22 protein-coding genes are annotated in these 23,328 nt (G+C 70.2%); 19 read left to right on the top strand and 3 right to left on the bottom strand.

Features of this window, described 5'->3' with window-relative positions:
* From IEZ15_RS20845 to IEZ15_RS20825, 5 genes are all read left to right on the top strand, one after another.
* The coding region (locus IEZ15_RS20845) for an Hsp70 family protein (protein WP_189278807.1) at positions 1–726 on the top strand (726 nt) is incomplete at its 5' end.
* Positions 723–1,364 carry a nucleotide exchange factor GrpE gene (gene grpE / locus IEZ15_RS20840; protein WP_189278805.1) on the top strand — a complete coding sequence of 214 codons (642 nt, stop codon included), beginning with the start codon at positions 723–725 and terminating at the stop codon, positions 1,362–1,364. The genes IEZ15_RS20845 and grpE, both read left to right, overlap by 4 nt.
* A 93-nt stretch (positions 1,365–1,457) precedes the next feature.
* Positions 1,458–2,642 carry a molecular chaperone DnaJ gene (gene dnaJ / locus IEZ15_RS20835; protein WP_189278803.1) on the top strand — a complete coding sequence of 395 codons (1,185 nt, stop codon included), beginning with the start codon at positions 1,458–1,460 and terminating at the stop codon, positions 2,640–2,642.
* 1 nt (position 2,643) lies between these two features.
* Entirely contained in the window at positions 2,644–3,090 is a 447-nt protein-coding gene (locus tag IEZ15_RS20830; RefSeq protein ID WP_114245337.1) for a heat shock protein transcriptional repressor HspR, read from the top strand.
* Positions 3,091–3,343: 253 nt separating this feature from the next.
* Positions 3,344–3,853: a hypothetical protein gene (locus tag IEZ15_RS20825; RefSeq protein WP_189278802.1), complete on the top strand. Its 510-nt coding sequence runs from the start codon at positions 3,344–3,346 to the stop codon at positions 3,851–3,853.
* Between the two features lie 142 nt (positions 3,854–3,995).
* On the opposite strand, the gene IEZ15_RS20820 is transcribed toward IEZ15_RS20825, so the two are convergent.
* Positions 3,996–4,811 (bottom strand): helix-turn-helix domain-containing protein, encoded by an 816-nt coding sequence (locus IEZ15_RS20820; RefSeq protein WP_189278799.1) that lies wholly within the window; start codon positions 4,809–4,811, stop codon positions 3,996–3,998.
* Positions 4,812–5,146: 335 nt separating this feature from the next.
* On the opposite strand from IEZ15_RS20820, the gene IEZ15_RS20815 reads away from it, so the two are divergent.
* Complete coding sequence (locus IEZ15_RS20815; RefSeq protein ID WP_093899390.1) at positions 5,147–5,467, top strand: Rieske (2Fe-2S) protein; 321 nt, start codon at positions 5,147–5,149, stop codon at positions 5,465–5,467.
* A gap of 127 nt (positions 5,468–5,594) precedes the next feature.
* Here the strand turns inward: IEZ15_RS20815 and IEZ15_RS20810 are convergent, their stop codons facing one another.
* Positions 5,595–5,999 carry a pyridoxamine 5'-phosphate oxidase family protein gene (locus IEZ15_RS20810; RefSeq protein ID WP_114245335.1) on the bottom strand — a complete coding sequence of 135 codons (405 nt, stop codon included), beginning with the start codon at positions 5,997–5,999 and terminating at the stop codon, positions 5,595–5,597.
* A gap of 208 nt (positions 6,000–6,207) precedes the next feature.
* Between IEZ15_RS20810 and clpB the strand changes: the two genes are divergently transcribed.
* Positions 6,208–8,793 (top strand): ATP-dependent chaperone ClpB, encoded by a 2,586-nt coding sequence (gene clpB / locus IEZ15_RS20805; RefSeq protein ID WP_189278797.1) that lies wholly within the window; start codon positions 6,208–6,210, stop codon positions 8,791–8,793.
* Positions 8,794–8,972: 179 nt separating this feature from the next.
* Entirely contained in the window at positions 8,973–9,533 is a 561-nt protein-coding gene (locus IEZ15_RS20800) for a type III secretion system chaperone family protein (protein WP_114245333.1), read from the top strand.
* Positions 9,534–9,624: 91 nt separating this feature from the next.
* Here IEZ15_RS20800 and IEZ15_RS20795 read toward each other — a convergent pair whose 3' ends face one another.
* Positions 9,625–10,800, bottom strand: coding sequence for a pyridoxal phosphate-dependent aminotransferase (locus IEZ15_RS20795; protein ID WP_189278795.1), 1,176 nt, complete (start codon positions 10,798–10,800; stop codon positions 9,625–9,627).
* 802 nt (positions 10,801–11,602) lie between these two features.
* Here IEZ15_RS20795 and IEZ15_RS20790 point away from each other — a divergent pair.
* The 11 genes from IEZ15_RS20790 (at position 11,603) to kynU (ending at position 23,209) form a co-directional block, all read left to right on the top strand.
* On the top strand, positions 11,603–12,124 hold the full coding sequence (locus IEZ15_RS20790; RefSeq protein WP_189278793.1) for a DUF2617 family protein: 522 nt from the start codon (positions 11,603–11,605) through the stop codon (positions 12,122–12,124).
* Positions 12,125–12,208: 84 nt separating this feature from the next.
* Positions 12,209–13,807 (top strand): polyamine aminopropyltransferase, encoded by a 1,599-nt coding sequence (locus tag IEZ15_RS20785; protein ID WP_189278791.1) that lies wholly within the window; start codon positions 12,209–12,211, stop codon positions 13,805–13,807.
* A gap of 85 nt (positions 13,808–13,892) precedes the next feature.
* A complete protein-coding gene (locus IEZ15_RS20780) occupies positions 13,893–14,819 on the top strand; it encodes an SRPBCC domain-containing protein (protein ID WP_189278789.1) in 927 nt (308 codons plus the stop codon).
* 25 nt (positions 14,820–14,844) lie between these two features.
* Positions 14,845–15,642: an aldose epimerase family protein gene (locus tag IEZ15_RS20775; RefSeq protein WP_114245328.1), complete on the top strand. Its 798-nt coding sequence runs from the start codon at positions 14,845–14,847 to the stop codon at positions 15,640–15,642.
* 45 nt (positions 15,643–15,687) lie between these two features.
* On the top strand, positions 15,688–16,227 hold the full coding sequence (gene pyrE / locus IEZ15_RS20770) for an orotate phosphoribosyltransferase (protein ID WP_114245327.1): 540 nt from the start codon (positions 15,688–15,690) through the stop codon (positions 16,225–16,227).
* A 227-nt stretch (positions 16,228–16,454) separates the two neighbouring features.
* On the top strand, positions 16,455–17,486 hold the full coding sequence (gene fbaA / locus IEZ15_RS20765; RefSeq protein WP_189278787.1) for a class II fructose-bisphosphate aldolase: 1,032 nt from the start codon (positions 16,455–16,457) through the stop codon (positions 17,484–17,486).
* A gap of 113 nt (positions 17,487–17,599) precedes the next feature.
* Positions 17,600–18,766, top strand: a complete 1,167-nt coding sequence (locus IEZ15_RS20760; RefSeq protein WP_189278785.1) for a MalY/PatB family protein — start codon at positions 17,600–17,602, stop codon at positions 18,764–18,766.
* A 188-nt stretch (positions 18,767–18,954) separates the two neighbouring features.
* The gene (locus IEZ15_RS20755) at positions 18,955–20,517 is read left to right on the top strand and encodes an MFS transporter (protein WP_189278783.1); all 1,563 of its coding nucleotides are present in this window, start codon (positions 18,955–18,957) and stop codon (positions 20,515–20,517) included.
* A gap of 57 nt (positions 20,518–20,574) precedes the next feature.
* Positions 20,575–20,988 (top strand): DUF3151 domain-containing protein, encoded by a 414-nt coding sequence (locus IEZ15_RS20750; RefSeq protein ID WP_114245323.1) that lies wholly within the window; start codon positions 20,575–20,577, stop codon positions 20,986–20,988.
* Positions 20,989–21,177: 189 nt separating this feature from the next.
* Positions 21,178–22,026, top strand: a complete 849-nt coding sequence (locus IEZ15_RS20745; RefSeq protein ID WP_114245322.1) for a tryptophan 2,3-dioxygenase family protein — start codon at positions 21,178–21,180, stop codon at positions 22,024–22,026.
* Entirely contained in the window at positions 22,019–23,209 is a 1,191-nt protein-coding gene (kynU, locus tag IEZ15_RS20740) for a kynureninase (protein WP_189278781.1), read from the top strand. Before IEZ15_RS20745 ends, kynU begins: the two co-directional genes overlap by 8 nt.
* Positions 23,210–23,328: the final 119 nt, after the last annotated feature.

Raw genomic sequence — 23,328 nt, 5'->3', positions numbered from 1 at the left:
GGCATCATGACGAAGCTCATCGAGCGCAACACCACGATCCCGACCAAGCGCTCCGAGATCTTCACGACGGCCGAGGACAACCAGCCGTCCGTGCAGATCCAGGTCTACCAGGGCGAGCGCGAGATCGCGGCGTACAACAAGAAGCTCGGAATGTTCGAGCTGACCGGCCTGCCGCCGGCCCCGCGTGGCGTCCCGCAGATCGAGGTCGCGTTCGACATCGACGCGAACGGCATCATGCACGTCGCCGCCAAGGACCTCGGCACCGGCAAGGAGCAGAAGATGACCGTCACCGGCGGCTCCTCGCTGCCGAAGGACGAGGTCAACCGGATGCGTGAGGAGGCCGAGCAGTACGCGGAGGAGGACCACCGCCGTCGCGAGGCCGCCGAGTCCCGCAACCAGGGCGAGCAGCTCGTCTACCAGACGGAGAAGTTCCTCAAGGACAACGAGGACAAGGTCCCCGGTGACGTGAAGACGGAGGTGGAGACCGCGCTCACCGAGCTGAAGGAGAAGCTCAAGGGCGACGACACCGCCGAGATCCGTACCGCCACCGAGAAGGTCGCGGCCGTCTCCCAGAAGCTGGGCCAGGCGATGTACGCCAACGCCCAGGCCGAGGGCGGCCCGCAGGGTGACCCGCAGCCGGGCGCCCAGCAGGCCAAGGCCGACGACGACGTCGTCGACGCCGAGATCGTGGACGACGAGAAGGACGCGAAGGGCGGTGCGGTGTGACCGAGGAGACTCCGGGTTTCGAGGAGAAGCCCGACGTCCCCTCCGGCGCCACCCCTGACGGAGCTGAGCCGAAGGACGCCCCTTCCTCTTCCGAGGAGGAGGCGCCCTCGGCCGGGGACGCAGTACAGACAGCCGGTCTGACGGCCCAGCTGGACCAGGTCCGCACCGCGCTCAACGAGCGCACGGGCGACCTCCAGCGGCTCCAGGCCGAATACCAGAACTACCGTCGCCGCGTCGAGCGGGACCGGGCCACGGTCAAGGAGATCGCAGTCGCGGGTCTCCTGTCCGAACTCCTGCCCGTGCTCGACGACGTCGGCCGGGCCCGTGAGCACGGCGAGCTCGTGGGCGGGTTCAAGTCGGTGGCCGAATCACTGGAGACGGTCGTCGCCAAGCTGGGCCTGCAGCAGTTCGGCAAGGAGGGTGAGCCCTTCGACCCGACGATCCACGAAGCCCTGATGCACTCGTACGCGCCGGATGTCACCGAGACGACCTGCGTGGCGATCCTGCAGCCGGGGTATCGGATCGGCGAGCGCACCATCCGCCCCGCGCGGGTGGCGGTGGCCGAACCCCAGCCGGGTGCGGCAGCCAAGGAAGAGAAGGCAACCGACGAGGAGAGCGGTGACACCGAGGAGGTCTGACATCCCGTCTGACCACCTCGTGGCGCACCGCCCGGCCATGCGACCGGCCAGCGGGCCGGCCGCATGGCCGATCGTCCGGAAGGAGGGACGTCGATGAGCACGAAGGACTTCGTCGAGAAGGACTACTACAAGGTCCTCGGCGTCCCCAAGGACGCCACCGACGCCGAGATCAAGAAGGCGTACCGGAAGCTCGCCCGCGAGTTCCACCCGGACGCCAACAAGGGCGACGACAAGGCGGAGGAGCGCTTCAAGGAGATCTCCGAGGCGAACGACATCCTCGGCGACAGCAAGAAGCGCAAGGAGTACGACGAGGCGCGCGCCCTCTTCGGCAGCGGCGGCTTCAGGGCCGGACCCGGAGGGGCCGGGGGCAACTTCAACTTCGATCTGGGCGACCTCTTCGGAGGCACCCAGGGCGGGGGCGCGGGCGGCGGAGCCGGCGGTTTCGGCGGCGGCGGCCTGGGCGATGTCTTCGGCGGCCTGTTCAACCGGGGCGGTACGGGGACGCGGGTGCAGCCGCGCCGCGGCCAGGACATCGAGTCCGAGGTGACTCTCAGCTTCATCGAAGCGGTCGAAGGGGCCACGGTCCCGTTGCGGATGTCCAGCCAGGCGCCCTGCAAGGCGTGTTCCGGCACCGGTGACAAGAACGGCACCCCCAGGGTCTGCCCGACCTGTCTCGGCACCGGCCAGGTGTCGCGCGGCACCGGCGGCGGCTTCTCGCTCACCGATCCCTGCGTGGACTGCAAGGGCCGGGGCCTCATCGCCCAGGACCCCTGCGATGTCTGCAAGGGCAGCGGACGGGCGAAGTCCTCCCGGACCATGCAGGTCAGGATTCCGGCGGGTGTCTCGGACAACCAGCGGATCCGGCTGCGCGGCAAGGGCGGCCCGGGCGAGCGCGGTGGACCGGCCGGCGATCTCTACGTCGTGGTCCATGTCGACGCCCACCCGGTCTTCGGCCGCAGGGACGACAACCTCACGGTCACCGTTCCCGTCGACTTCACGGAGGCGGCGCTCGGCGGCGAGGTGAAGGTGCCCACGCTCGGCGGTCCGCCGGTCACCCTGAAACTGCCGGCCGGCACTCCCAACGGGCGTACGATGCGCGCCCGCGGCAAGGGCGCCGTGCGCAAGGACGGCACCCGGGGCGACCTGCTGGTCACCGTCGAGGTGACGGTGCCCAAGGACCTCAGTACCGAGGCCAAGGACGCGCTGGAGGCTTATCGGAAGGCGACCGCGGGCCACGACCCGCGGGCGGAGCTGTTCCAGGCTGCGAAGGGAGCTTGAGGTGGACGGCCGACGACGCAATCCGTACGAACTGACCGATGAATCACCGGTGTACGTGATCTCGATCGCGGCCCAGCTCTCGGGCCTGCATCCGCAGACACTGCGCCAGTACGACCGTCTCGGCCTGGTCTCCCCCGACCGCACGGCCGGGCGCGGCAGGCGCTACTCGGCCCGCGACATCGAGCTGCTGCGCACCGTGCAGCAGCTGTCGCAGGACGAGGGCATCAACCTCGCCGGCATCAAGCGCATCATCGAACTGGAGAACCAGGTCGCCGCCCTCCAGCAGCGCGTGGCCGAACTCTCGGCGGCCGTGGACGGCGCGGCGGCGGCGATGCAGCAGCGCGAGGCCCAGGTGCATGCCTCGTACCGGCGCGATCTGGTGCCGTATCAGGATGTGCAGCAGACCAGCGCGTTGGTGGTCTGGCGGCCGAAGCGGCCCAAGGGCTGAGCGGGTCCGGCCGTCGGGCCGGACGATCCGCTCACGAGTCGTTTCGTTCAGGGCCGGGGTGTCGACCTACGGGTCGGCCCCCGGCCCTTCGCCGTACGCCCGCCGCCCTGCACATGCCTCCGGCTCCGGCCGAAATCCGACCCATGCTCGATCACGCTCGCGACAATGGGGCGGGGGTCTGTCACCGGCCCCGCTCGTTCACCGAAGCACCGGGCCGGGGCGAACCGCCCGGTGGCGCAGTCGGGAGTCACGCATGTCCATGGTCGGCCTCTTCTGGATCACCGGCACAGCGGCCCACATAGGCGCCCCACCGAACGAACCCGGCCCCGGCGTGCTGCTCACCGAGGAGGGGCTGACGGGGCTCGGGGCGGACCAGAGCGGCAGGTGGACGTGGGACGGCATCCAGCGCGTGACGGTGGCCGGTGCACCCGTGCGGTCCTCGGTGCGCAGGGCTGCCGGGCTTCTGCTGGACACCGTGATCACAGCAACGTTCGGCGGGGTCGACGACGGACCCGTCATGTTCGTACGCATCGAAACCCCCACGGAGGAAGTGGAATTGACCGCGTACGCGCCCACCGCCTGCTACGGCCCCGCGGAGTGCCGGCTGTCACAGGATCTGCTCGATGCCTATGTGAACGGCCGGGCCACCCCTGCCGCGCTGCTCGACTGGGGGCGTACACGGCAGGGCGGCACCCCCAAGCGTGCGGAGCGGGAGGAGTTGCTGGCGGCGTGGGGCGGGACGCCGCGACGGCCCGAGTACTGATCGGCAGGCAGGTGCCCGCACCCCACGTCGTATCAGTTGCCGGAGACCGTGAACTCGGCCGTGTTGTTGGCCAGTCGCGGATCGAACGCCGAGATCGCGCGTGCCCAGCACCGCGACGCCGCCTCCCATTTGCCGGTCGGTCTTAATTCGGTGGCTTGTCGAGGATTCCTGAGTGAGCGATGAGGTAGCCGAGTTGGGCGCGGCTGTTGCTTCCCAGAGTGGCGGAGAGCTTGGCGACATGAGCGCGACAGGTGCGGACATTCATGCCGAGGCGCCGGGCGATCGCCTCGTCGACGTATCCCTCGACGAGGAGTTTGGCTATGGAACGTTGGATGCCGGTGATGCCGTCATTGGGAGGGGTGTACGGAGCCTCTTCGGTGAGGGGGGTCGCCAGTTGCCAGAACTGGTTGAACACGGATACCAGGGCGAAGACGCCGGGGCCGTGACGGACCGTGTGCTGATAAAGAGTGCGCAGCCGTACGCCGCGACTGACCGGCCCTTCCACGCGTTCCAGTGATTGGGTGAGGACATCCAGATTGCGGACACCGCCTGGCTGGATGGTGAGTATCTCTTCGGTGCATTGGGCGGTCGCGGTGTCCAGCGTCGCATTTATGGTCTGCAGACCTTCCAGGACGGTGATCGCATGCGTGGTCACCGAGGGCTGGGCGCTGATGGCCATGAATGGCTCGAATGCGTCGGACAATTCGATGGTGACCCGGCGACGGTCCCGGATTTCTCGCTCTATGGGGCGCAGGCGCTGCGCGAGCACGGATGACGGCGGAACCGGGCGGAGCCATTTGGCGTCGTCCGGGTCCGGGTGCAGCAGAGCGAATTCCAACAAGCAGGGAGCCGTTTCGACCTCCGTGCGGGCGATGCGCCCGGCGCCGAGAGCGCTGGCGTACAGGCGTGCACCCTCATCGCACAGTTCGGTGATGGGGTGAGGATGCGTAGGTTTCATGCTTGTTGTGAGCAAATCTCCACCCCCCAGGGTCCTGAACGTACAGGAACATGATGCATCGCTCCTGTGGCTTCGACGTGCTGGGTTGCGACATCGTTTTGGTGGAGCCGGGGGAGAGGAACCTACCAAGTGAGGACGAAGCCACCCATGTACAAGAGATTGCTTCGCTCGGTTCTTGCTGTCGCCTTCGCTGCCGCAGCATTCTCCGTAGCAGTTCAGGGGGATGTGTCGTGGGACAGCCCAAGGGCTGTCGCGCAGGGCGGTGTGTCGGCGGACGAGCTCGGAACCACTGATGTGTCCTGGGACAGCCAGCCGGCTGGCGTGTCCGCGGGCGCATGACCATCCCGCCGGACGACCGGACTTTCCGGCGCGAGATGGCCACGGCCTACCGTTCGGGCTGGCATTTCATCGATCTCGTCACGGCAATCCCCCGCTGTGGTGACTCGCTGATGGTCACTCTGTTCGGCGACCCCATCGTTGTCGCACGTGAAGAAGACGACGAAGTACGTGCCTACCGGTGCCTCCGCAAGCCGCGTGGAGCCCCGCAGCCCGTTCGCTGCGCGATTCGGTACGACATGATTTTCGTCAACCTCGACCGGCGGGACCACCAGCTGTTCGAGCCAGAGACTATTTCCGCCACCCCCCGCAGTGCCTGAGCGATCCCCCGTCGTTTCACGTCGCTCAGTCACTCCCCCACACAACGGCGCCATCGTGACCTGAACACGATGGCGCCGTTGTGCTGCCCGGGAAGTTCCGGGAGCCCCGGGAAGTCCGAGGTTTCCCTCATGCCCTGCCGAGCGCCCGGTCCAGGGCGATCTCGATGACGACGCGGTCCGGGTTGGGTGCCGGCGTGCGCTCGTAGCGTTCCGCGTAGCGGCTCACCGCGTCGGCGATCACGTCCACCTCCGTGCGTACCGTGGCGCGGCCCTCCAGGGTTGCCCACCGGCCCCGGTCGACCTGGCAGACCGCGACCCGGGCGCCGTCCGGCCCCGCGGCCAGGATGTTGGCGACCTTCTGGCTGTTCTTGTTGGTGATGATGCGGGCGAGCCCGGCACCGGGGTCGTACGTCACACCCACCGGCACCACGTGCGGCGTGCCGTCGGGGCGGGGAGTGGTCAGGGTGCACAGGTGGTACTCGCGCCAGAACGCGAAGTACTCGGGGCCGGGATTCGTCACGTCGACTGCCATGGAGGCAGCGTAGGCGGCACGGAACCGCGGTCGCCCCTGCGGTGGCGGAGGTCCACTCCGGCCGGTTCACTCGGAGCATCGGAACGGGGGAGGCGGGGCCCGTGGACGGGTGCCGGATCAGGGTTGAGTGGAATAGACTCAAGTTTGTGCACGTTGACTTAGTCAGTGTTGCGGAGAGACCAGTCAACGCAAGGAGGAGAAAGCGCACGTGGACGCCGAGCTGACCAACAAGAGCCGGGACGCCATCAATGCGGCCACCAGCAGGGCCGTGAAGGACGGGCACCCCGATCTGACCCCCGGGCATCTGCTGCTCGCGCTGCTCGCGGGCGAGGACAACGCGAACATCATCGATCTGCTCGCCGCCGTCGAGGCCGACCAGATCGTCGTACGCACCGAGACGGAGCGGCTCCTGAGCGCGGAGCCCAGCGTCACCGGGTCGACCGTCGCCCCGCCGCAGCCCAACCGCGAGCTGCTCGCCGTGATCGCGGATGCCGCGCAGCGCGCGAAGGAGCTCGGCGACGACTACATCTCCACCGAGCACCTGCTGATCGGGATCGCCGCCGAGGGCGGCCGTGCCGGTGAGATCCTGAGCGCTCAGGGAGCCGGCGCAAAGAGGCTGCTGGACGCATTCGAGAAGAACAGGGGAGGGCGCCGGGTGACCACACCCGACCCGGAGGGCCAGTACAAGGCCCTGGAGAAGTTCGGTACGGACTTCACGGCCGCCGCCAGGGAAGGCAAGCTCGACCCGGTCATCGGACGTGACCAGGAGATCCGGCGTGTCGTCCAGGTCCTCTCGCGGCGTACGAAGAACAACCCGGTGCTGATCGGTGAGCCCGGTGTCGGCAAGACGGCCGTCGTCGAGGGGCTCGCCCAGCGCATCGTCAAGGGAGACGTCCCCGAGTCCCTGAAGAACAAGCGGCTCGTATCGCTCGACCTCGGCGCGATGGTCGCGGGCGCCAAGTACCGCGGCGAGTTCGAGGAACGGCTGAAGACCGTCCTCTCCGAGATCAAGGAGAGCGACGGGCAGATCATCACCTTCATCGACGAGCTGCACACCGTCGTCGGCGCGGGCGCCGGCGGCGACTCCGCCATGGACGCGGGAAACATGCTCAAGCCGATGCTGGCCCGCGGTGAGCTCCGCATGGTCGGCGCGACGACGCTCGACGAGTACCGCGAGCGGATCGAGAAGGACCCCGCCCTGGAGCGCCGCTTCCAGCAGGTGCTGGTGGCGGAGCCGAGTGTCGAGGACACCATCGCGATCCTGCGCGGACTCAAGGGCCGTTACGAGGCCCACCACAAGGTCTCCATCGCGGACTCCGCGCTGGTGGCCGCCGCGACCCTGTCCGACCGCTACATCACCTCCCGTTTCCTCCCCGACAAGGCCATCGACCTGGTCGACGAGTCGGCGTCCCGGCTTCGCATGGAGATCGACTCCTCGCCCGTCGAGATCGACGAACTCCAGCGCGCCGTCGACCGTCTCCACATGGAGGAGCTGGCCCTCAAGAACGAGACGGACCCCGGCTCCAGGCAGCGCCTGGAGAAGCTCCGCCGCGACCTCGCCGACAAGGAGGAGGAGCTGCGCGGCCTCAATGCCCGCTGGGAGAAGGAGAAGCAGGGCCTCAACCGCGTCGGTGAACTGAAGGAACGTCTCGACGAACTGCACGGCCAGGCCGAACGCGCCCAGCGCGACGGCGACTTCGACACCGCGTCCAAGCTGCTGTACGGGGAGATCCCCGGCCTGGAGCGGGAGCTCGCGGAGGCGTCCGAGGCCGAGCAGGAGGCCGCCAAGGACACCATGGTCAAGGACGAGGTCGGCCCGGACGACATCGCCGACGTCGTCGGCTCGTGGACCGGCATCCCGGCCGGCCGCCTGCTGGAGGGCGAGACCCAGAAGCTGCTCCGCATGGAGGACGAACTCGGCAAGCGCCTCATCGGGCAGACCGAGGCCGTACGGGCGGTGTCGGACGCGGTACGCCGTACCCGAGCCGGAATCGCCGACCCCGACCGGCCCACCGGATCGTTCCTCTTCCTCGGCCCGACCGGTGTCGGCAAGACGGAGCTGGCGAAGGCCCTCGCCGACTTCCTGTTCGACGACGAGCGGGCCATGGTCCGCATCGACATGAGCGAGTACAGCGAGAAGCACAGCGTCGCCCGGCTCGTCGGCGCCCCGCCCGGCTACGTCGGTTACGAGGAGGGCGGCCAGCTCACGGAGGCGGTCCGCCGCCGCCCGTACAGCGTCGTCCTGCTGGACGAGGTCGAGAAGGCCCACCCCGAGGTCTTCGACATCCTGCTCCAGGTCCTCGACGACGGCCGGCTCACCGACGGACAGGGCCGGACGGTGGACTTCCGCAACACCATCCTGATCCTGACCTCCAACCTCGGCAGCCAGTTCCTGATGGACCCGCTGACCGAGCCCGAGGTGAAGAAGGAACAGGTCCTGGAGGTCGTACGGGCCTCGTTCAAGCCGGAGTTCCTCAACCGGCTCGACGACCTGGTGGTCTTCTCCGCCCTGTCCGGCGACGAGCTCTCGCACATCGCGAAGCTTCAGATCGACCGGCTCGCGGGGCGTCTGGCCGAGCGCAGGCTCACCCTGGACGTCACACCGCAGGCCCTGGCCTGGCTGGCCGAGGAGGGCAACGACCCGGCCTACGGAGCCCGGCCGCTGCGCCGCCTCATCCAGACGGCGATCGGCGACCGGCTGGCGAAGGAGATCCTCGCGGGCGAGGTCAAGGACGGGGACACGGTCCGGGTGGACCGGGTCGGGGACGACCTGCTCGTCGGTCCCGCGTCGTGATCACCCGGCCCGTGTCGTGATCGCCCGGCCCGTGTCGTGATCACCCCGTACGGGGCCCCGGCGGGCCCGGTCCGTACCGGCTGCGTGTCAGCTTGTGGCGGATCGGGCCCGGCGGGGCTTGCCATCCCCCGCCCGGCATGGGAGAGGATGGCGGTAACCGCACGAAGGGAAAAAACACGGTGAGCATCGATCCGTCCTCGATTCCGAATTTCGGGGGCCAGCCCGAACCGCAGGCCGCAGGACCGGAGGGCCCCGTCGTCCCTGACCAGGACCTCGTCAAGCAGCTCCTCGAACAGATGGAGCTGAAGTACGTCGTCGACGACGAGGGTGACCTCGCGGCGCCGTGGGAGGACTTCCGCACGTACTTCATGTTCCGCGGCGAGGACGAGCAGCAGGTCTTCTCGGTCCGTACGTTCTACGACCGCCCGCACGCCGCGGACCAGCGTCCGGTCCTCCTCGACGCGATCGACGACTGGAACCGCCGCACCCTGTGGCCCAAGGTCTACACGCACACCCACGAGCCCGAGGAGGGCTCCGAGGAGACCGAGGTCTCTGTCCGTCTGATCGGTGAGGCGCAGATGCTCATCGGCACGGGCGTCAGCCTGGAGCACTTCGTCTCGTCGACGGTCAGCTGGGTGCGTGCCTCGATCGAGTTCGACAAGTGGCTGCAGGAGCGTCTCGGCCTGACGCCGGCCGAGGAGAAGACGGACGGCACGGAGCAGGCGTCTCCGGACGCCTGAGTCCCGCACGGCAGTGACGGCCCGGCCCCGGGCGGCGGTCTCCACGACCGCCGCCCCGGGCCGGGTTTTTCATGGCGGGACGGCCTGTGGGCTACAGCCGCTTGAGCCGGGACACCGCATCGGCCAGCACGTCGGCACGCTTGCAGAAGGCGAACCGTACGAACGGCGCACCCTGCTCCCGGTGGTCGTAGAAGACCGCGTTCGGGATGGCGACGACCCCGCACCGCTCGGGCAGCGCCCGGCAGAAGGCGAAACCGTCGCTCTCGCCGAGGGGACGGATGTCGGTGGTGACGAAGTACGTTCCGGACGGGCGGTAGACCTCGAAACCGGCCTCGGAGAGCCCGCCGCTCAGCAGGTCCCGCTTGGCCCGCAGATCGGCGCGCAGCCCCTCGTAGTAGCTGTCGGGCAGGCGCAGGGCCTCGGCGACCGCGTACTGGAACGGGCCGGCGGACACATACGTCAGGAACTGCTTCGCCGAGCGCACCGCGGTCACCAGCTCGGGGCTCGCGGTGACCCAGCCGACCTTCCAGCCGGTGAAGGAGTACGTCTTGCCGGCCGATCCGATGGTGACGGTGCGCTCGCGCATGCCGGGGAAGCCGGCGAGCGGGAGGTGCTCGCCCTCGAAGACCAGGTGCTCGTAGACCTCGTCGGTGACGACGAGGAGGTCGCGTTCGCAGGCCAGTGCGGCGATCGCGCCGAGTTCCTCGCGGGTGAGGACGGTGCCGGTGGGGTTGTGCGGGGTGTTGAGCAGGATCAGCCGGGTGCGGGGGGTGACGGCGGCGCGCAGTTCGTCGAGGTCGAGGCGGTAGGTGCCGGTGGCAGCGTCGGGGTGGAGGGTGACGGGGACGCGGCTGCCGCCCGCCATGGCGATGCAGGCGGCGTACGAGTCGTAGTACGGCTCCAGGGCGATGACCTCGTCGCCGGGCTCCAGCAGCGCCAGCAGGGCCGCGGCGATGGCCTCGGTGGCGCCGGCGGTGACCAGGACCTCGGTGTCGGGGTCGAGGGCGAGCCCGTAGCGCCGTTGCTGGTGGTCGGCGATCGCGGTGCGCAGTTCGGGGACGCCGGGGCCCGGCGGGTACTGGTTGCCGTGCCCGGCGCGCAGTGCCCGGACCGCGGCCTCTCTGATCTCTTCGGGGCCGTCGGTGTCGGGGAAGCCCTGGCCGAGGTTGATGGAGCCGGTCCGTACGGCAAGCGCCGACATCTCCGCGAAGATCGTCGTTCCGAACTCGGCGAGGCGGCGGTTGAGCGGCGGTCGTCCCTGTGTCATGGGCGCCATCCTGCGCGGAAGCTCTGGAGTTGCTCAAGTCTGCTTTGGCCGTGAGGGGCCGGGGGCATCCCCCACTCACGCAGGAAGCGGACGGAAGCGGGGGACCTCGCTTCGGGGGAACAGAAGGACGTGAGGTCGGTGGGAACCTTTGTCGCAGTGGTGATCGCGATTGCCGTGATCGGGCTGGTCATCTCGCTGGTGGGGGCCGGCAGCCGGAAGAAGAACCGCGGGCGGGGTGTGCGCCGGGGGGCGAGCGGCGGCAGCGCCGCGGGTGGCAGCTGGTGGGCGGGAGGTGACGGTGGCGGTGGCTCGTCCTGCGGAAGCAGCAGCGGTCACTCCGGCGGTCACTCCGGCGGTCATTCCGGGGGTCATTCGTGCGGCGGCGGTCACTCCTCGTGCGGTGGCGGCTCCTCGTGCGGTGGCGGGGGCGGATGCGGCGGAGGCAGCTGACACGGGGCAGCTGATCCGTGACCGGGCAGGGCCACACGCCCGGTGCCGGGCCCGTGCGGTTCCGGTGCCCCACAGGTGCCCGGCGGATGAACTCCCGCCGGGCACCTTTTTGTTGGGGCTTTTCGCGAGATACCGGTGAACAGATGAACCGAGAGGCCCCCGAGGGGATGGAAACCGCGTCAAGTTGGGCAAAAACGCTGTGGATGCGGCTTACTTCGTGATTCCCTCGGTTGAGAGAACATCCAGCCCTCGGACCCGAGTTGGACCTGATCGGGCGCTTCCCACCTCCCACGTGCATCACGTCGGAGGCGTCCCCTGTCCATGTGTCCACGCTTGTTTGCGGAGCCGACCCATGCTCACGACCCTCCAGACGGCCTATTCCGACACCCGTGCTGCCGACCTGGCCTGGGCACTGGGGCGCGAACCGCTCCCCGCCCTGGCCGTGCTCGACCTCGATCTCGCCGGTGCCCGACTCCAACTGCGCCTGCTCGGCGCCTCCCACCAGGTGCTCCTGGAGGAGAACCGGGGCACCTGTTCCGAAACCGTCGCGTGCATCCCGGGCGGCAGCACACCGCTGCCGCTCGGTGTCTCCAAGCGGCTCGGGGAGTGGGAGTACGAATTCGCGGCGCGCGTCGAGACACTCTCGGCGGGCTCGTTCGCGGGGCGTGCGCAGGAGCTCCTCGCGCTCGTGACCGACCACCCCCACGGTCTCGCCGGGACGTTCCCCGGCAGCCCGCACGCCTTCACCGCCATGCTCGCCCAGCGGACCGAGGGCCAGGTGCGGTGGCGCACCTGGCATGCGTACCCGCAGGAGGGGCAGCTGGTGGTGACGCGCACCCGAGTGGGAGTGCGGATGCCGGCGGCAGCGCTCTGACGCGGCCCAACTCCGTTGCGGGTGCGCCACTTGCACCCTTGCGGGTGACAGGCGGCCACCTCATCGTGACGTAGCGTTCGCATCATGATCGATCAGCAGGTGTCGCTGCGAGGGGGCGCGGCGCGTCTTCCCGTGCGGCCGAGGACCGGCCGGTGTCTCGTGCTGGCCGCTGTCTTCATCTGTGCTGCCTGCGGCCTGGTCTACGAGCTCGAACTGGTGGCGCTCGCCTCCTACTTGATCGGTGATTCCGTCACCCAGGCGTCCGTCGTGCTCTCCGTGATGGTGTTCGCGATGGGCATCGGCTCGCTCCTCGCGAAACGTTTACGCAGCCGTGCAGCAGTCGGCTTCGGGCTGATCGAGGCAGCGCTCGCACTCGTCGGTGGCTCCTCGGCGGTCGTGCTGTACGCGTCGTTCGCCTGGATCGGGGAGTCGCGGTACGCCCTGGTCGGGTTCTCGCTCACGATCGGCGTCCTGATCGGGGCGGAGATCCCGCTGCTGATGACGCTGATCCAGCGCGTCGACCGACAGGACGCGGGCGGGACCGTCGCGGATCTGTTCGCCGCCGACTACGTGGGTGCGCTGGTCGGCGGGCTCGCGTTCCCCTTTCTGCTGCTGCCGGTGCTGGGACAGCTCACCGGGGCGCTGTTCACCGGCGCGGTCAACGCGGCGGCGGGCGGGGCGCTGGTGCTGTGGGTGTTCCGACGGGACCTCACCCCGCGCTCCCGGTGGCTGCTGATTCTCGTCAACGTGGCCGTGATCGCCGCACTCGCCACCGTCACCGCGCTGGTCGGTGACTTCGAGCGGGCGGCGCGGCGTGCGGTGTACGGGGACGGGGTGCGGGTCGCGGTGCAGACCGGGGTCCAGGAGGTGGTGCTGACGGGGGCGGGCCGCAGCTCCCTGGACCTGTATCTGGACGGGCGGCTGCGGGTCAGCGCACGCGATGAGTACCGCTACCACGAGGCGCTGGTGCACCCGGCGATGAACGGGCCACGCACCCGGGTCCTGATTCTGGGCGGTGGTGACGGTCTCGCCGCCCGGGAGGTGCTGCGCTACCCGGACGTACGCAGCGTCACCCTCGTCGAGCTCGATCCCGGCGTCACCCGGTTGGCCCGTACCGACCGTGCGCTCTCGGCGCTGAACGCCCACGCGTACCGCGATCCGCGGCTGACGGCTGTCAACGCCGATGCCTTCAACTGGCTGCGGGCGGCGCACGGCAGCTACGACGTGGTGATCTCCGATCTGCCCGATCCCGGGATCTCCGTCGGCACGAAGCTCTACTCGGCGGAGTTCTACGGCCTGGTCGCCGAGGCCCTCGCCCCGGGCGGCCGGCTGGTGGTGCACGGGGGCCCGCCGGTGACCCGGCCACGTACGTACTGGACGGTGGAGGCGTCGATGAGGGCGGCGGGCCTGCACACCCGCCCGTACCGGATCAGCGGCAGGCTCTCCGATTTCGCGGCGGGCCCTGACAGGGCCACGCACCGGGCGCAGGCCGGGCAGGGCTGGGGCTTCGTCCTCGCCCGGCCGGTCAGGGCGCCGGTGCTCCGCCTCGCCCCGGGGGCGCCGAGGCTGCGGTCGCTGACGCAGGCCTCGCTGATGCGTGCGGGGCGGGAGGCGGAGAGCGGACGGCTGCGCGGGCTGCCGCCGTCGACGCTGGTGCATCCGCGGTACTGGGAGGACCGGTGAGCCGGACGTCGTACGCCGTACGCCCGGCGGCTTTGCGACGCGGAACCGCTGACGTGATGGCCGGGGCTGAGTAGGCTCGGTTTCCATGGAGCATGAGGTGTTCGTTCCGGTTCCGGTCCCGTCCCTTCGGCGGACGCTGGGAGATCCCGCCCGCGTCGCGCGCTGCGTACCGGGGCTCCAGCAGGACGCCGACGCGTCCGCGGGCCCGCTGTCCGGCCGGCTCAAGGTCCGGGTCGACGGCCACACGATCACGTACCGCGGTGCGTTGCGGCTCACCGTTTCCCCGCAGGACGGCGCGGACGGGATCCTGGTGGCGGGCGAGGGCGTCGAGGCCCGGGGGACCGGTTCGGCGAAGCTGGCTCTGACGATCAGCCTGACGCAGAAGGACGGCGGTACGGCGATCGGGTTCGCGGGTACGGCGAGCGGCGACGGCCGCCTCCTGGAGCTGGACCCGGCGGCGGCGCTCGCGACGGCCCACCGACTGCTGGACCGCTTTGTGCAGCAGTTGGTGACGGAGACGCTGGCGGGCGAGGACCTCGGCGAGGCCGAGCGGTCCGTCGGGGAAGCCGTGGAACAGGCCATCGAGGAGGCGGCCGAGGAGGCCGACGCGACCGGCGCGGCCACCACTCGGAGTACTGCTCCGGAAGCCGCCGACGACACCGACGACACCGACGACGGCGCCACCGCGGACGAGGCATCCTCCACCGAGAACCCCCCGGGCACGGGCTCCGTCTTCGACGCCCCTGTGCCCCCGCCATCGCTCGACCCCGTGGCGGAGGTGGAGTTCACCGTCCCCGACGGCCCCCCGGCCGAGGCCGCGCACGCCAGGCGCACCATGATCGGCCGCAGCGCCGAGGAGGTCGACCACGCGCCGCCGCGCGGCAGGTACGCCCCCGTACCGTCACCCGATTCGACCACCGCGGGCGCCACACTCCGCTGGGTCGCTCCCGCCGCCGCACTCGCGCTCGCCTCCGCCGTCGTGGTGAGCAGGGCGCTGAGGCGGCGGAGGTAGCAGCAGCGCCAGTAATGTCGGTCGGGTGAGTAGCAGCGAGAAGGACGTCCGGCTGTCCGTCGGCGATGCAGAGTTGACCGTGAACCCCGCCAACGGCTGTCGCATCAGCAGTCTGCGGATCGGCGGCACCGAGGTGCTGCGGCAGGGGGAGCGGTACGGCTGCTTCCCGATGGTGCCGTGGTGCGGGCGCACCGAGAACGGGCTCTTCCGCAACGGCGACGTCCCGCACCGGTTGCCGCTGAACTCCCCGCCGCACGCCATCCACGGCACCGGCAGGGACACCGCCTGGCGCACCGCCCGGGTGGGCGAGCAGGAGGCCGCCTTCTACTACGACCTTGCCGACCCCTGGCCGTATCCGGGCCGGGTGACCCAGACCTTCGAGTTGTCCGAGGACTCGCTCACGCTTGCGTTCGGCATCGAGACGTACGGGGATTCGTTCCCGGCGCAGGCCGGCTGGCACCCCTGGTTCCTGCGGGATCTCGGCGGCGGCAAGAACGTGGAGATCGCCTTCGACGCGGCCTGGCAGGAGGAACGTGGCGAGAACCATCTGCCGACCGGCCGCCGCATCCCGCCGCTGCCCGGCCCGTGGGACGACTGCTTCGGGATGCCGGACGGCGTCGATGTGACGCTCACCTGGCCGGAGCGGCTGCAACTGACCGTGAAGAGCCGGGCCGAGTGGGTCGTGATCTACGACGAGCAGGCCGAGGCGGTCTGTGTGGAGCCGCAGTCCGGCCCGCCGAACGGGCTGAACACCGCGCCCCGGTATGTCACCCCGATCGAGCCGCTGGAGATCGCCACGACCTGGAGCTGGCGCAGGCTCTGACCGCGTGGGCGCGGGCCGTGAGACGGGCGCCTTAAGCTCGTAGCCATGACTGACGTACGTGCTGAGCTGCTCCAGCAGATCAAGGACAAGGCCGTGGTACACGGCAAGGTGACCCTCTCCTCGGGTCTTGAGGCCGACTGGTACATCGACCTGCGCCGCATCACGCTGGACGGCAAGGCCGCTCCGATGGTCGGGCAGGTCATGCTCGATGCCACTGCCGAGCTGGACTACGACTGCGTGGGCGGGCTGACGCTGGGCGCCGACCCGGTCGCCACCTCGATGCTGCACGCCTCCGCCGCGCGCGGGCAGGAGCTGGACGCGTTCGTCGTCCGCAAGGCGCAGAAGGCGCACGGGATGCAACGCCGCATCGAGGGCACGGACGTGAAGGGCCGCCGCTGCCTGGTCGTCGAGGACACCTCGACGACCGGCGGTTCGCCGCTGACGGCCGTCGAGGCGGTGCGCGAGGCCGGTGGCGAGGTCGTCGCCGTCGCCACGATCGTTGAGCGGGGTGCGGCTGGGGCCATTGCCGAGGCCGGTCTCCCGTACGTCCACGCCTACACGGTGGCGGACCTCGACCTGGCCTGATTGCCTGGCCTGATTGCTTGGTCCGACCTGCGACTTTCTTCGAGGGCGGACGGTTTCACGTGAAACCGTCCGCCCTCGGCGCATGCCGTCCGCCACCCGGTCCGAACGTTGAGGGACCAGGCCGGGTGGAGCCGGAGCGAGAGTCTGGGAAGATGGGGGCGACGATGACGTCGCCCCCAGGTCAGGGAACCAGCAACGCACACCCGCACATCCCAAGGAGCGGACAGATGCCCATCGCAACCCCCGAGGTCTACGCCGAGATGCTCGACCGGGCGAAGGCAGGCAAGTTCGCCTACCCGGCCATCAACGTGACGTCGACCCAGACCCTGCACGCTGCACTGCGCGGCTTCGCGGAGGCGGAGAGCGACGGCATTGTCCAGATCTCCACCGGTGGGGCGGAGTTCCTGGGCGGCCAGCACAACAAGGACATGGTCACGGGCGCGGTCGCCCTCGCCGAGTTCGCGCACATCGTCGCCGCCAAGTACGACGTCACGGTCGCGCTGCACACCGACCACTGCCCCAAGGACAAGCTGGACGGTTACGTACGTCCGCTGCTCGACATCTCCGCCGAGCGTGTCGCCAAGGGCCAGAACCCGCTGTTCCAGTCCCACATGTGGGACGGCTCGGCCGAGACCCTCGCCGACAACCTGGCCATCGGCCAGGAGCTGCTCGCCAAGGCCGCCGCCGCCAAGATCATTCTTGAGGTCGAGATCACCCCGACCGGTGGCGAGGAGGACGGCGTCACGCACGAGATCAACGACGAGCTGTACACGACCGTCGACGACGCGCTGCGTACCGCCGAGGCGCTCGGCCTGGGCGAGAAGGGCCGCTACCTGCTGGCCGCCTCCTTCGGCAACGTCCACGGCGTCTACAAGCCGGGCAACGTCGTGCTCCGTCCCGAGCTGCTGAAGGACCTCCAGGCCGGCGTCGCCGCCAAGTACGGCAAGACAGCTGGTAGCCAGCCCTTCGACTTCGTCTTCCACGGCGGCTCCGGCTCCACCGAGCAGGAGATCGCCACCGCGCTGGAGAACGGCGTCGTGAAGATGAACCTCGACACCGACACCCAGTACGCCTTCACCCGCCCGATCGTGGACCACGTGTTCCGCAACTACGACGGTGTGCTGAAGGTCGACGGCGAGGTCGGCAACAAGAAGGTCTACGACCCGCGCAGCTGGGGCAAGTCCGCCGAGGCGGGCATGGCCAAGCGCGTCACGGAGGCCTGCGCCAACCTGCGTTCCACCGGCACCAAGCTGAAGTAGCAGCCGGTACGAAGTGTGGCCGTGGGCCCGGTACCCCTGGGGTGCCGGGCCCACGGCATGTCCGAGAGAAGACGGGCCCACGGCATGTCCGAGAGAAGAAGTGAGGGATCCCTGTGAGTTCCAGCACCCGCTATGACTTCGACACCGTCGTCGACCGCCGGGGCACCTGGTGCGTCCAGTGGGACGGGGTCGCGGACCGGTTCGGGGTGGACGGACTGCTGCCGTTCACCATCTCCGACATGGACTTCGAGACCGCACCGGAGGTGCTGAGCGCGCTGCGGGCCCGCCTCGACCACGGGGTGTTCGGCTACACGACCTGGCAGCAGGACGACTTCCGCTCGGCGATAGCCCACTGGTACGCGACCCGGTACGGGACACGGATCGACACCGGGCAGTTGGTGTACGGGCCGTCCGTGCTCAGCCAGCTCTCGCAGCTGCTGCAGATGTGGACGGCCGAGGGCGAGGGCGTGGTCGTCCACGCCCCGACGTACGACGGTTTCCGCAAGGCGATCACCGGGCTCGGGCGCGAGCTGCGGGGTGTGCCGGTGGGAGACACGGCCGCGCTGGAACGCGAGCTCGCCCGCCCCGACAGCAAGGTCCTTCTCGTGTGCTCGCCGCACAACCCGACGGGCCGGGTATGGACGGAGGCCGAACTGAGCGAGATGTCGGCGCTCGCCGTGCGGTACGGGGTCGCGGTGATCAGCGACGAGATCCATGCGGACTTCGTGCACGAGGGGCATGCGCATGTGCCGTGGACGCGGGTCGGGGGCGACGGGCGCTGGGCGGTGATCTCCTCCGCGTCGAAGGCGTTCAACTTCCCGGCGCTGACCGGCTCGTACGGGCTGATCGGCGATCCGGCCGACCGGGCGGAGTTCCTGCGCCGGATGGAGACGGCAGAGGGGCTCGCCTCTCCGGCGGTGCTGTCACTGACCGCGCACATCGCCGCGTACCGGGAGGCCGGGGCGTGGCTGGACGAGGCCCGCGCGTATGTCGCCGGGAATCTGGCACTGGTCGCGAAACGGCTGAACGAGGCGTTCCCGGAACTGGGATGGCAGCCGCCACAGGCCGGCTATCTGGCGTGGATCGATCTGCGCCCGGCGGGCGTCGGCGACGACGAGGCGTTGCAGCGGGTGCTGATCGAGCGCGAGAAGGTCGCGGTGATGCCGGGGGCGGTGTACGGGGCGGAGGGCTTCGTGCGGCTGAACGTCGGGTGTCCGCGGTCCAAGGCGGAGGCGGGCGTGGAGGCACTGATCCGGGCGGTGCGGGCGGTAGCGCCCTGATCAGCGGATGCTCCGGTTGGACGACATGCCACTCCCTCTGCCGGGCCGACGAATCGCACGGAGCATAGTGGGCTGATCACCTGCGGGCGACCACCTTGCGGATCTTCGCGGCGGAGCAGCGAGGGACGGCTGTCCCGCGCCGAGGATCCGGACTGGCCTCGCGGGCGCGGAGCGGGGATGCTGCTCGCATGGGCGAGACACCCGCCGGTGAAATTCGTACCGCCTCCGCACTCGGGCGCTGGGTCATCCTCACCACCGTCCTCGGCTCCAGCATGGCCCTGCTCGACTCCACCGTCATCAACGTCGCCCTGCCCCGCATCGGCAAGGACCTCGGCACCGATCTGGCCGCCCTCCAGTGGACCGTCAACGCCTACATGCTGACCCTCGCCGGGCTGATCCTCCTCGGTGGTGCCCTCGGCGACCGGTACGGCCGGCGGCGGGTCTTCGTCGTCGGAGTCGTCTGGTTCGCCGCCGCGTCCGTGATCTGCGGCATCGCGCCGAACGCCGCCGTCCTGATCGCCGCCCGCGCCCTCCAGGGCATCGGTGGCGCGCTCCTCACACCCGGTTCGCTGGCACTGATCCAGGCGAGCTTCCATCCGGACGACCGGGCCCGCGCGGTCGGACTGTGGTCGGGGCTCGGCGGGGTCGGCGCCGCCATCGGGCCGTTCGTAGGCGGCTGGCTCGTCGACGGGCCCGGCTGGCGATGGGTCTTCCTGCTCAACGTGCCGGTCGCCGCGGTCTGCCTGCCGGTGGCGCTGCGCCACGTACCGGAATCGCGTGACCCCGACGCACACGGGCGCTTCGACGTGCTGGGCGCCGTGCTCGGCGCGCTCGCCCTCGCCCTGGTGACCTACGCGCTGATCGAGGCGCCGGGGCAGGGGGCCTCCGCGGTGGTGATCGGGGCGGCCGTCGGCGGGATCGTCCTCGGGGCGGTGTTCGTGCAGGTGGAGCGGCGGCGGGCGGACCCGATGCTGCCGCCTTCGGTGTTCGCGTCCCGGCAGTTCACCGTCGTCAACATCATCACCCTCTGTGTGTACGCGGCGCTCGGCGGCTACTTCTTCCTCTCCGCGATCCAGCTCCAGGTCGTGGCCGGGTACTCGGCCCTCGGTGCCGGCACGGCCCTGCTGCCCACGACCGTGCTGATGCTGCTCTTCTCGGCCTCCTCCGGCGAACTGGGGCAGCGCATCGGGCCCCGCATTCCGCTCACCGTCGGCCCACTGGTCGCCGCCACCGGAATGCTCCTGATGCTGCGGGTCGGGCCGGGGTCGAACTCCATCTCCGCCTACTTCGCCGATGTGCTCCCCGCGGTCGGTGTGCTCGGCGTCGGACTCGTCACCCTGGTGGCACCGCTCACCGCGACCGTCCTGGCCTCCGTGGACACCGCACGGGCCGGCCTCGCCAGCGGGATCAACAACGCGGCCGCCCGCGCCGCCGGGCTGATCGCGGTGGCCGCGCTGCCGCTGCTCGCCGGGATGGGCCCGGAGGCATACCGGAACGCCGACGAGTTCGCCGCGACGTTCCGGCGGGCCATGCCGATGTGTGCCGGGCTGCTCGTGCTGGGCTCGCTGATCGCCTGGACGACCGTACGCAAGCCCTCCGTCACGGCTGACGAGAAGGAGAAAGCGCGCCCCGAGTGCACGGTGCACTGCGGCGTCGTCGCCCCGCCCCTGGAACCCACGCACGAGGAGGCGGGGAAGCCGGGAGCGGACCGGCCCTCCCCGGGGCGCCCGGGTACTCCCGGCGCGAACTGACCCACCGCACGGCGCCCGAGTACCCCCGGCGCGCATCTGCCAGGCACACTTGAACCCATGTCGATCCACGAGAACCTGCTCGGGGGGCCTCCCCCGACCCACCTGCCCGACGACCCGGAGCCGCGCGAGCTGCTCGCGAACGGCACGGCCCCCGCCGATGTCGCCGCGAAGTACCCGACCTCGTCCCTGGCCTGGGCACAGCTCGCCGACGAGGCGTTCGAGGGCGGCCGCGTCATCGAGTCGTACGCCTACGCCCGCACCGGCTACCACCGCGGCCTCGACGCGCTGCGCAGGGCCGGCTGGAAGGGCCACGGCCCCGTACCGTTCGAGCACGAGCCGAACCGCGGCTTCCTGCGCGCCCTGCACGCCCTGGCGCGGGCCGCCCAGGCGATCGGCGAACAGGCGGAGTACGAGCGCTGCTCGACGTTCCTGCGCGACTCCTCGCCGACCGCCGCCGAGACCCTCGGCTAGAGGCGACCGAGCCCCTCGGCCAGACGTACACGACACCTTGTGACGTTTTGGACCCCGCAGCTGCATCGGTATCTGCGGGGTCTGCGCGCCCCTGCGGGCTCCGTTTAGGATGCGGGCAGGGGACCGGAGCTCCACCACCTCACGGAAGGGGCGGACCGCTACCCGGAAGCTCGTGTCGAGGAGACAGCAATGTCGACGATCCACCCCGACCCCGAAGCCACCGGTGCGCAGACCCCGCACCTCGACTTCGCGGGAACGACTCCGTACGAGGACTATGTCCAGGCGGATGTCCTGACCCATCTCCAGCACCTTCGCTCCGACGATCCGGGCGAAATGGTCTTCCTGGTCACCACCCAGGTCATGGAACTGTGGTTCACCGTCATCGTCCACGAGTGGGAGACCGCCGCGCACGCCCTGCGCGAGGACCGGCTGTCCGTCGCACGCGACGCGCTCAAGCGGTCGGTGCGGGAACTGGAGGCGCTCAACGCCTCCTGGACGCCGCTCGCCCAGCTCACCCCCGCCCAGTTCAACTCCTACCGCGCCGCCCTCGGTGAGGGATCCGGCTTCCAGTCGGCGATGTACCGGCGGATGGAGTTCCTGCTCGGCGACAAGTCCGCTTCCATGCTCGTGCCGCACCGGGGCGCGCCCCGCGTCCACGCCGAGCTGGAGAAGGCGCTCGCCGAACCGAGTCTGTACGACGAGACGCTCGCCCTGCTCGCCCGGCGCGGCCACGCCGTACCGCAGGCCGTGCTCGGCCGGGACCTGACGCAGAAGTACGAGCCGTCCCCCGAGGTCGAGGCCGTCTGGGCGGAGATCTACGCCAACCCCGACCAGCACGACGAGCTGGTCCGGCTCGGCGAGGCGCTCACCGACGTCGGTGAACTGGTGTGGCGCTGGCGCAACGACCATCTCGTCGCCACCCGTCGCGCGATGGGCTCGAAGACCGGGACCGGCGGTTCCGCCGGGGTCGCGTGGCTGGAGAAACGGGCCACGAAGAACGTCTTCCCCGAGCTGTGGACGGCGCGCAGCCATGTCTGAGACCTTCGCCGCGCGGGCCGCGGCACTCGACGCCGCCGACCAGCTCGCCGATCTGCGCAAGCTGTTCACCCTCGACGACACCGTCTACCTCGACGGCAACTCGCTCGGTGCGCTGCCCGCTCACGTACCCGCCCGGGTGCAGGAGGTCCTCACCCGCGAGTGGGGCGAGCTGCGCATCCGGTCCTGGGACGAGAGCGGCTGGTGGACCGCGCCCGAGCGGATCGGCGACCGCATCGCCCCGCTCGTCGGGGCCGCCGCCGGGCAGATCGTCGTCGGCGACTCGACCAGTGTGAACGTCTTCAAGGCCGTCGTCGCCGCGAGCCGGCTGGCGCCGGAGGGCCGCGACGAGATCCTCGTCGACGCGACGACATTTCCCACGGACGGATACATCGCCGCATCCGCGGCCCGGATGACCGGCCACCGGCTCGTCCCGGTCGCCCCCGCCAAGGTGCCGGACGCCCTCGGACCTCGTACCGCGGCCGTCCTGCTCAACCATGTCGACTACCGCACCGGCAGGCTCCACGATCTGCCCGGACTCACCGCCGCCGTGCACGCGGCGGGCGGCCTCGCCGTCTGGGACCTGTGCCACAGCGCGGGCGCCCTGCCCGTCGGCCTCGACGCGCACGGCGTGGACCTCGCGGTCGGCTGCACGTACAAGTACCTGAACGGCGGCCCCGGTTCGCCCGCCTACCTGTACGTCGCCGAGCGCCACCAGGCAGCCTTCGACTCGCCCCTGCCGGGGTGGACGTCGCACGCCGACCCGTTCGGCATGACACCCGGGTACGCCCCGGCGGACGGTGCCGTACGGGGCCGGGTCGGCACCCCCGACATCCTCTCCATGCTTGCGCTCGAAGCTTCGTTGGACGTGTGGAACGGGGTGTCGATCGAGGCGGTACGGGCCAAGTCCCTGGCGCTGACGGACTTCTTCCTGGAGTGCGTCGCCGAGCATGTGCCCGAGGGCCGGGTCACCTCCGTCACCCCGGCCGCGCACGCGGAGCGCGGCAGCCAGGTCGCGCTGCGGTGCGAGGACGCGGAACCGGTGATGAGCGCGCTCATCGCGCGGGGTGTCGTCGGGGATCTGCGGCGGCCGGACGTGCTGCGGTTCGGGTTCACGCCGCTGTACGTGGGGTTCGCGGACGTGGAACGGGCGGCGCGCGTACTGGGTGAGGTGCTGAAGCCATAGCAGCGGGGGCCCAGGGGCCCCCGCATGATCTGTCGGCGGGGACGGGAACGTTCCGTACTGGTACCGTCCCCGCAGGTCAGGCCAGTTGGGCTGTTGGGTTGTTGAGCTGTTGGGCTCAG

Origin of the sequence: Streptomyces atratus (genome assembly GCF_014648655.1) — a bacterium.
Classification (GTDB): domain Bacteria; phylum Actinomycetota; class Actinomycetes; order Streptomycetales; family Streptomycetaceae; genus Streptomyces; species Streptomyces atratus.
The sequence above is the reverse complement of the archived record's forward strand: the minus strand, read 5'-3'. Positions and strand labels throughout refer to the sequence as shown.

Excerpts from the sequence above, each read along its gene's own strand:
- dnaJ (WP_189278803.1), top strand. The coding sequence starts at position 1,458 with ATGAGCACGAAGGACTTCGTCGAGAAGGACTACTACAAGGTCCTCGGC.
- IEZ15_RS20825 (WP_189278802.1), top strand. The coding sequence starts at position 3,344 with ATGTCCATGGTCGGCCTCTTCTGGATCACCGGCACAGCGGCCCACATA.
- IEZ15_RS20820 (WP_189278799.1), bottom strand. The coding sequence starts at position 4,811 with ATGAAACCTACGCATCCTCACCCCATCACCGAACTGTGCGATGAGGGT.
- IEZ15_RS20815 (WP_093899390.1), top strand. The coding sequence starts at position 5,147 with ATGACCATCCCGCCGGACGACCGGACTTTCCGGCGCGAGATGGCCACG.
- IEZ15_RS20810 (WP_114245335.1), bottom strand. The coding sequence starts at position 5,999 with ATGGCAGTCGACGTGACGAATCCCGGCCCCGAGTACTTCGCGTTCTGG.
- IEZ15_RS20795 (WP_189278795.1), bottom strand. The coding sequence starts at position 10,800 with ATGACACAGGGACGACCGCCGCTCAACCGCCGCCTCGCCGAGTTCGGA.
- IEZ15_RS20790 (WP_189278793.1), top strand. The coding sequence starts at position 11,603 with ATGCTCACGACCCTCCAGACGGCCTATTCCGACACCCGTGCTGCCGAC.
- IEZ15_RS20785 (WP_189278791.1), top strand. The coding sequence starts at position 12,209 with ATGATCGATCAGCAGGTGTCGCTGCGAGGGGGCGCGGCGCGTCTTCCC.
- IEZ15_RS20780 (WP_189278789.1), top strand. The coding sequence starts at position 13,893 with ATGGAGCATGAGGTGTTCGTTCCGGTTCCGGTCCCGTCCCTTCGGCGG.
- pyrE (WP_114245327.1), top strand. The coding sequence starts at position 15,688 with ATGACTGACGTACGTGCTGAGCTGCTCCAGCAGATCAAGGACAAGGCC.
- fbaA (WP_189278787.1), top strand. The coding sequence starts at position 16,455 with ATGCCCATCGCAACCCCCGAGGTCTACGCCGAGATGCTCGACCGGGCG.
- IEZ15_RS20755 (WP_189278783.1), top strand. The coding sequence starts at position 18,955 with ATGGGCGAGACACCCGCCGGTGAAATTCGTACCGCCTCCGCACTCGGG.
- IEZ15_RS20750 (WP_114245323.1), top strand. The coding sequence starts at position 20,575 with ATGTCGATCCACGAGAACCTGCTCGGGGGGCCTCCCCCGACCCACCTG.
- IEZ15_RS20745 (WP_114245322.1), top strand. The coding sequence starts at position 21,178 with ATGTCGACGATCCACCCCGACCCCGAAGCCACCGGTGCGCAGACCCCG.
- kynU (WP_189278781.1), top strand. The coding sequence starts at position 22,019 with ATGTCTGAGACCTTCGCCGCGCGGGCCGCGGCACTCGACGCCGCCGAC.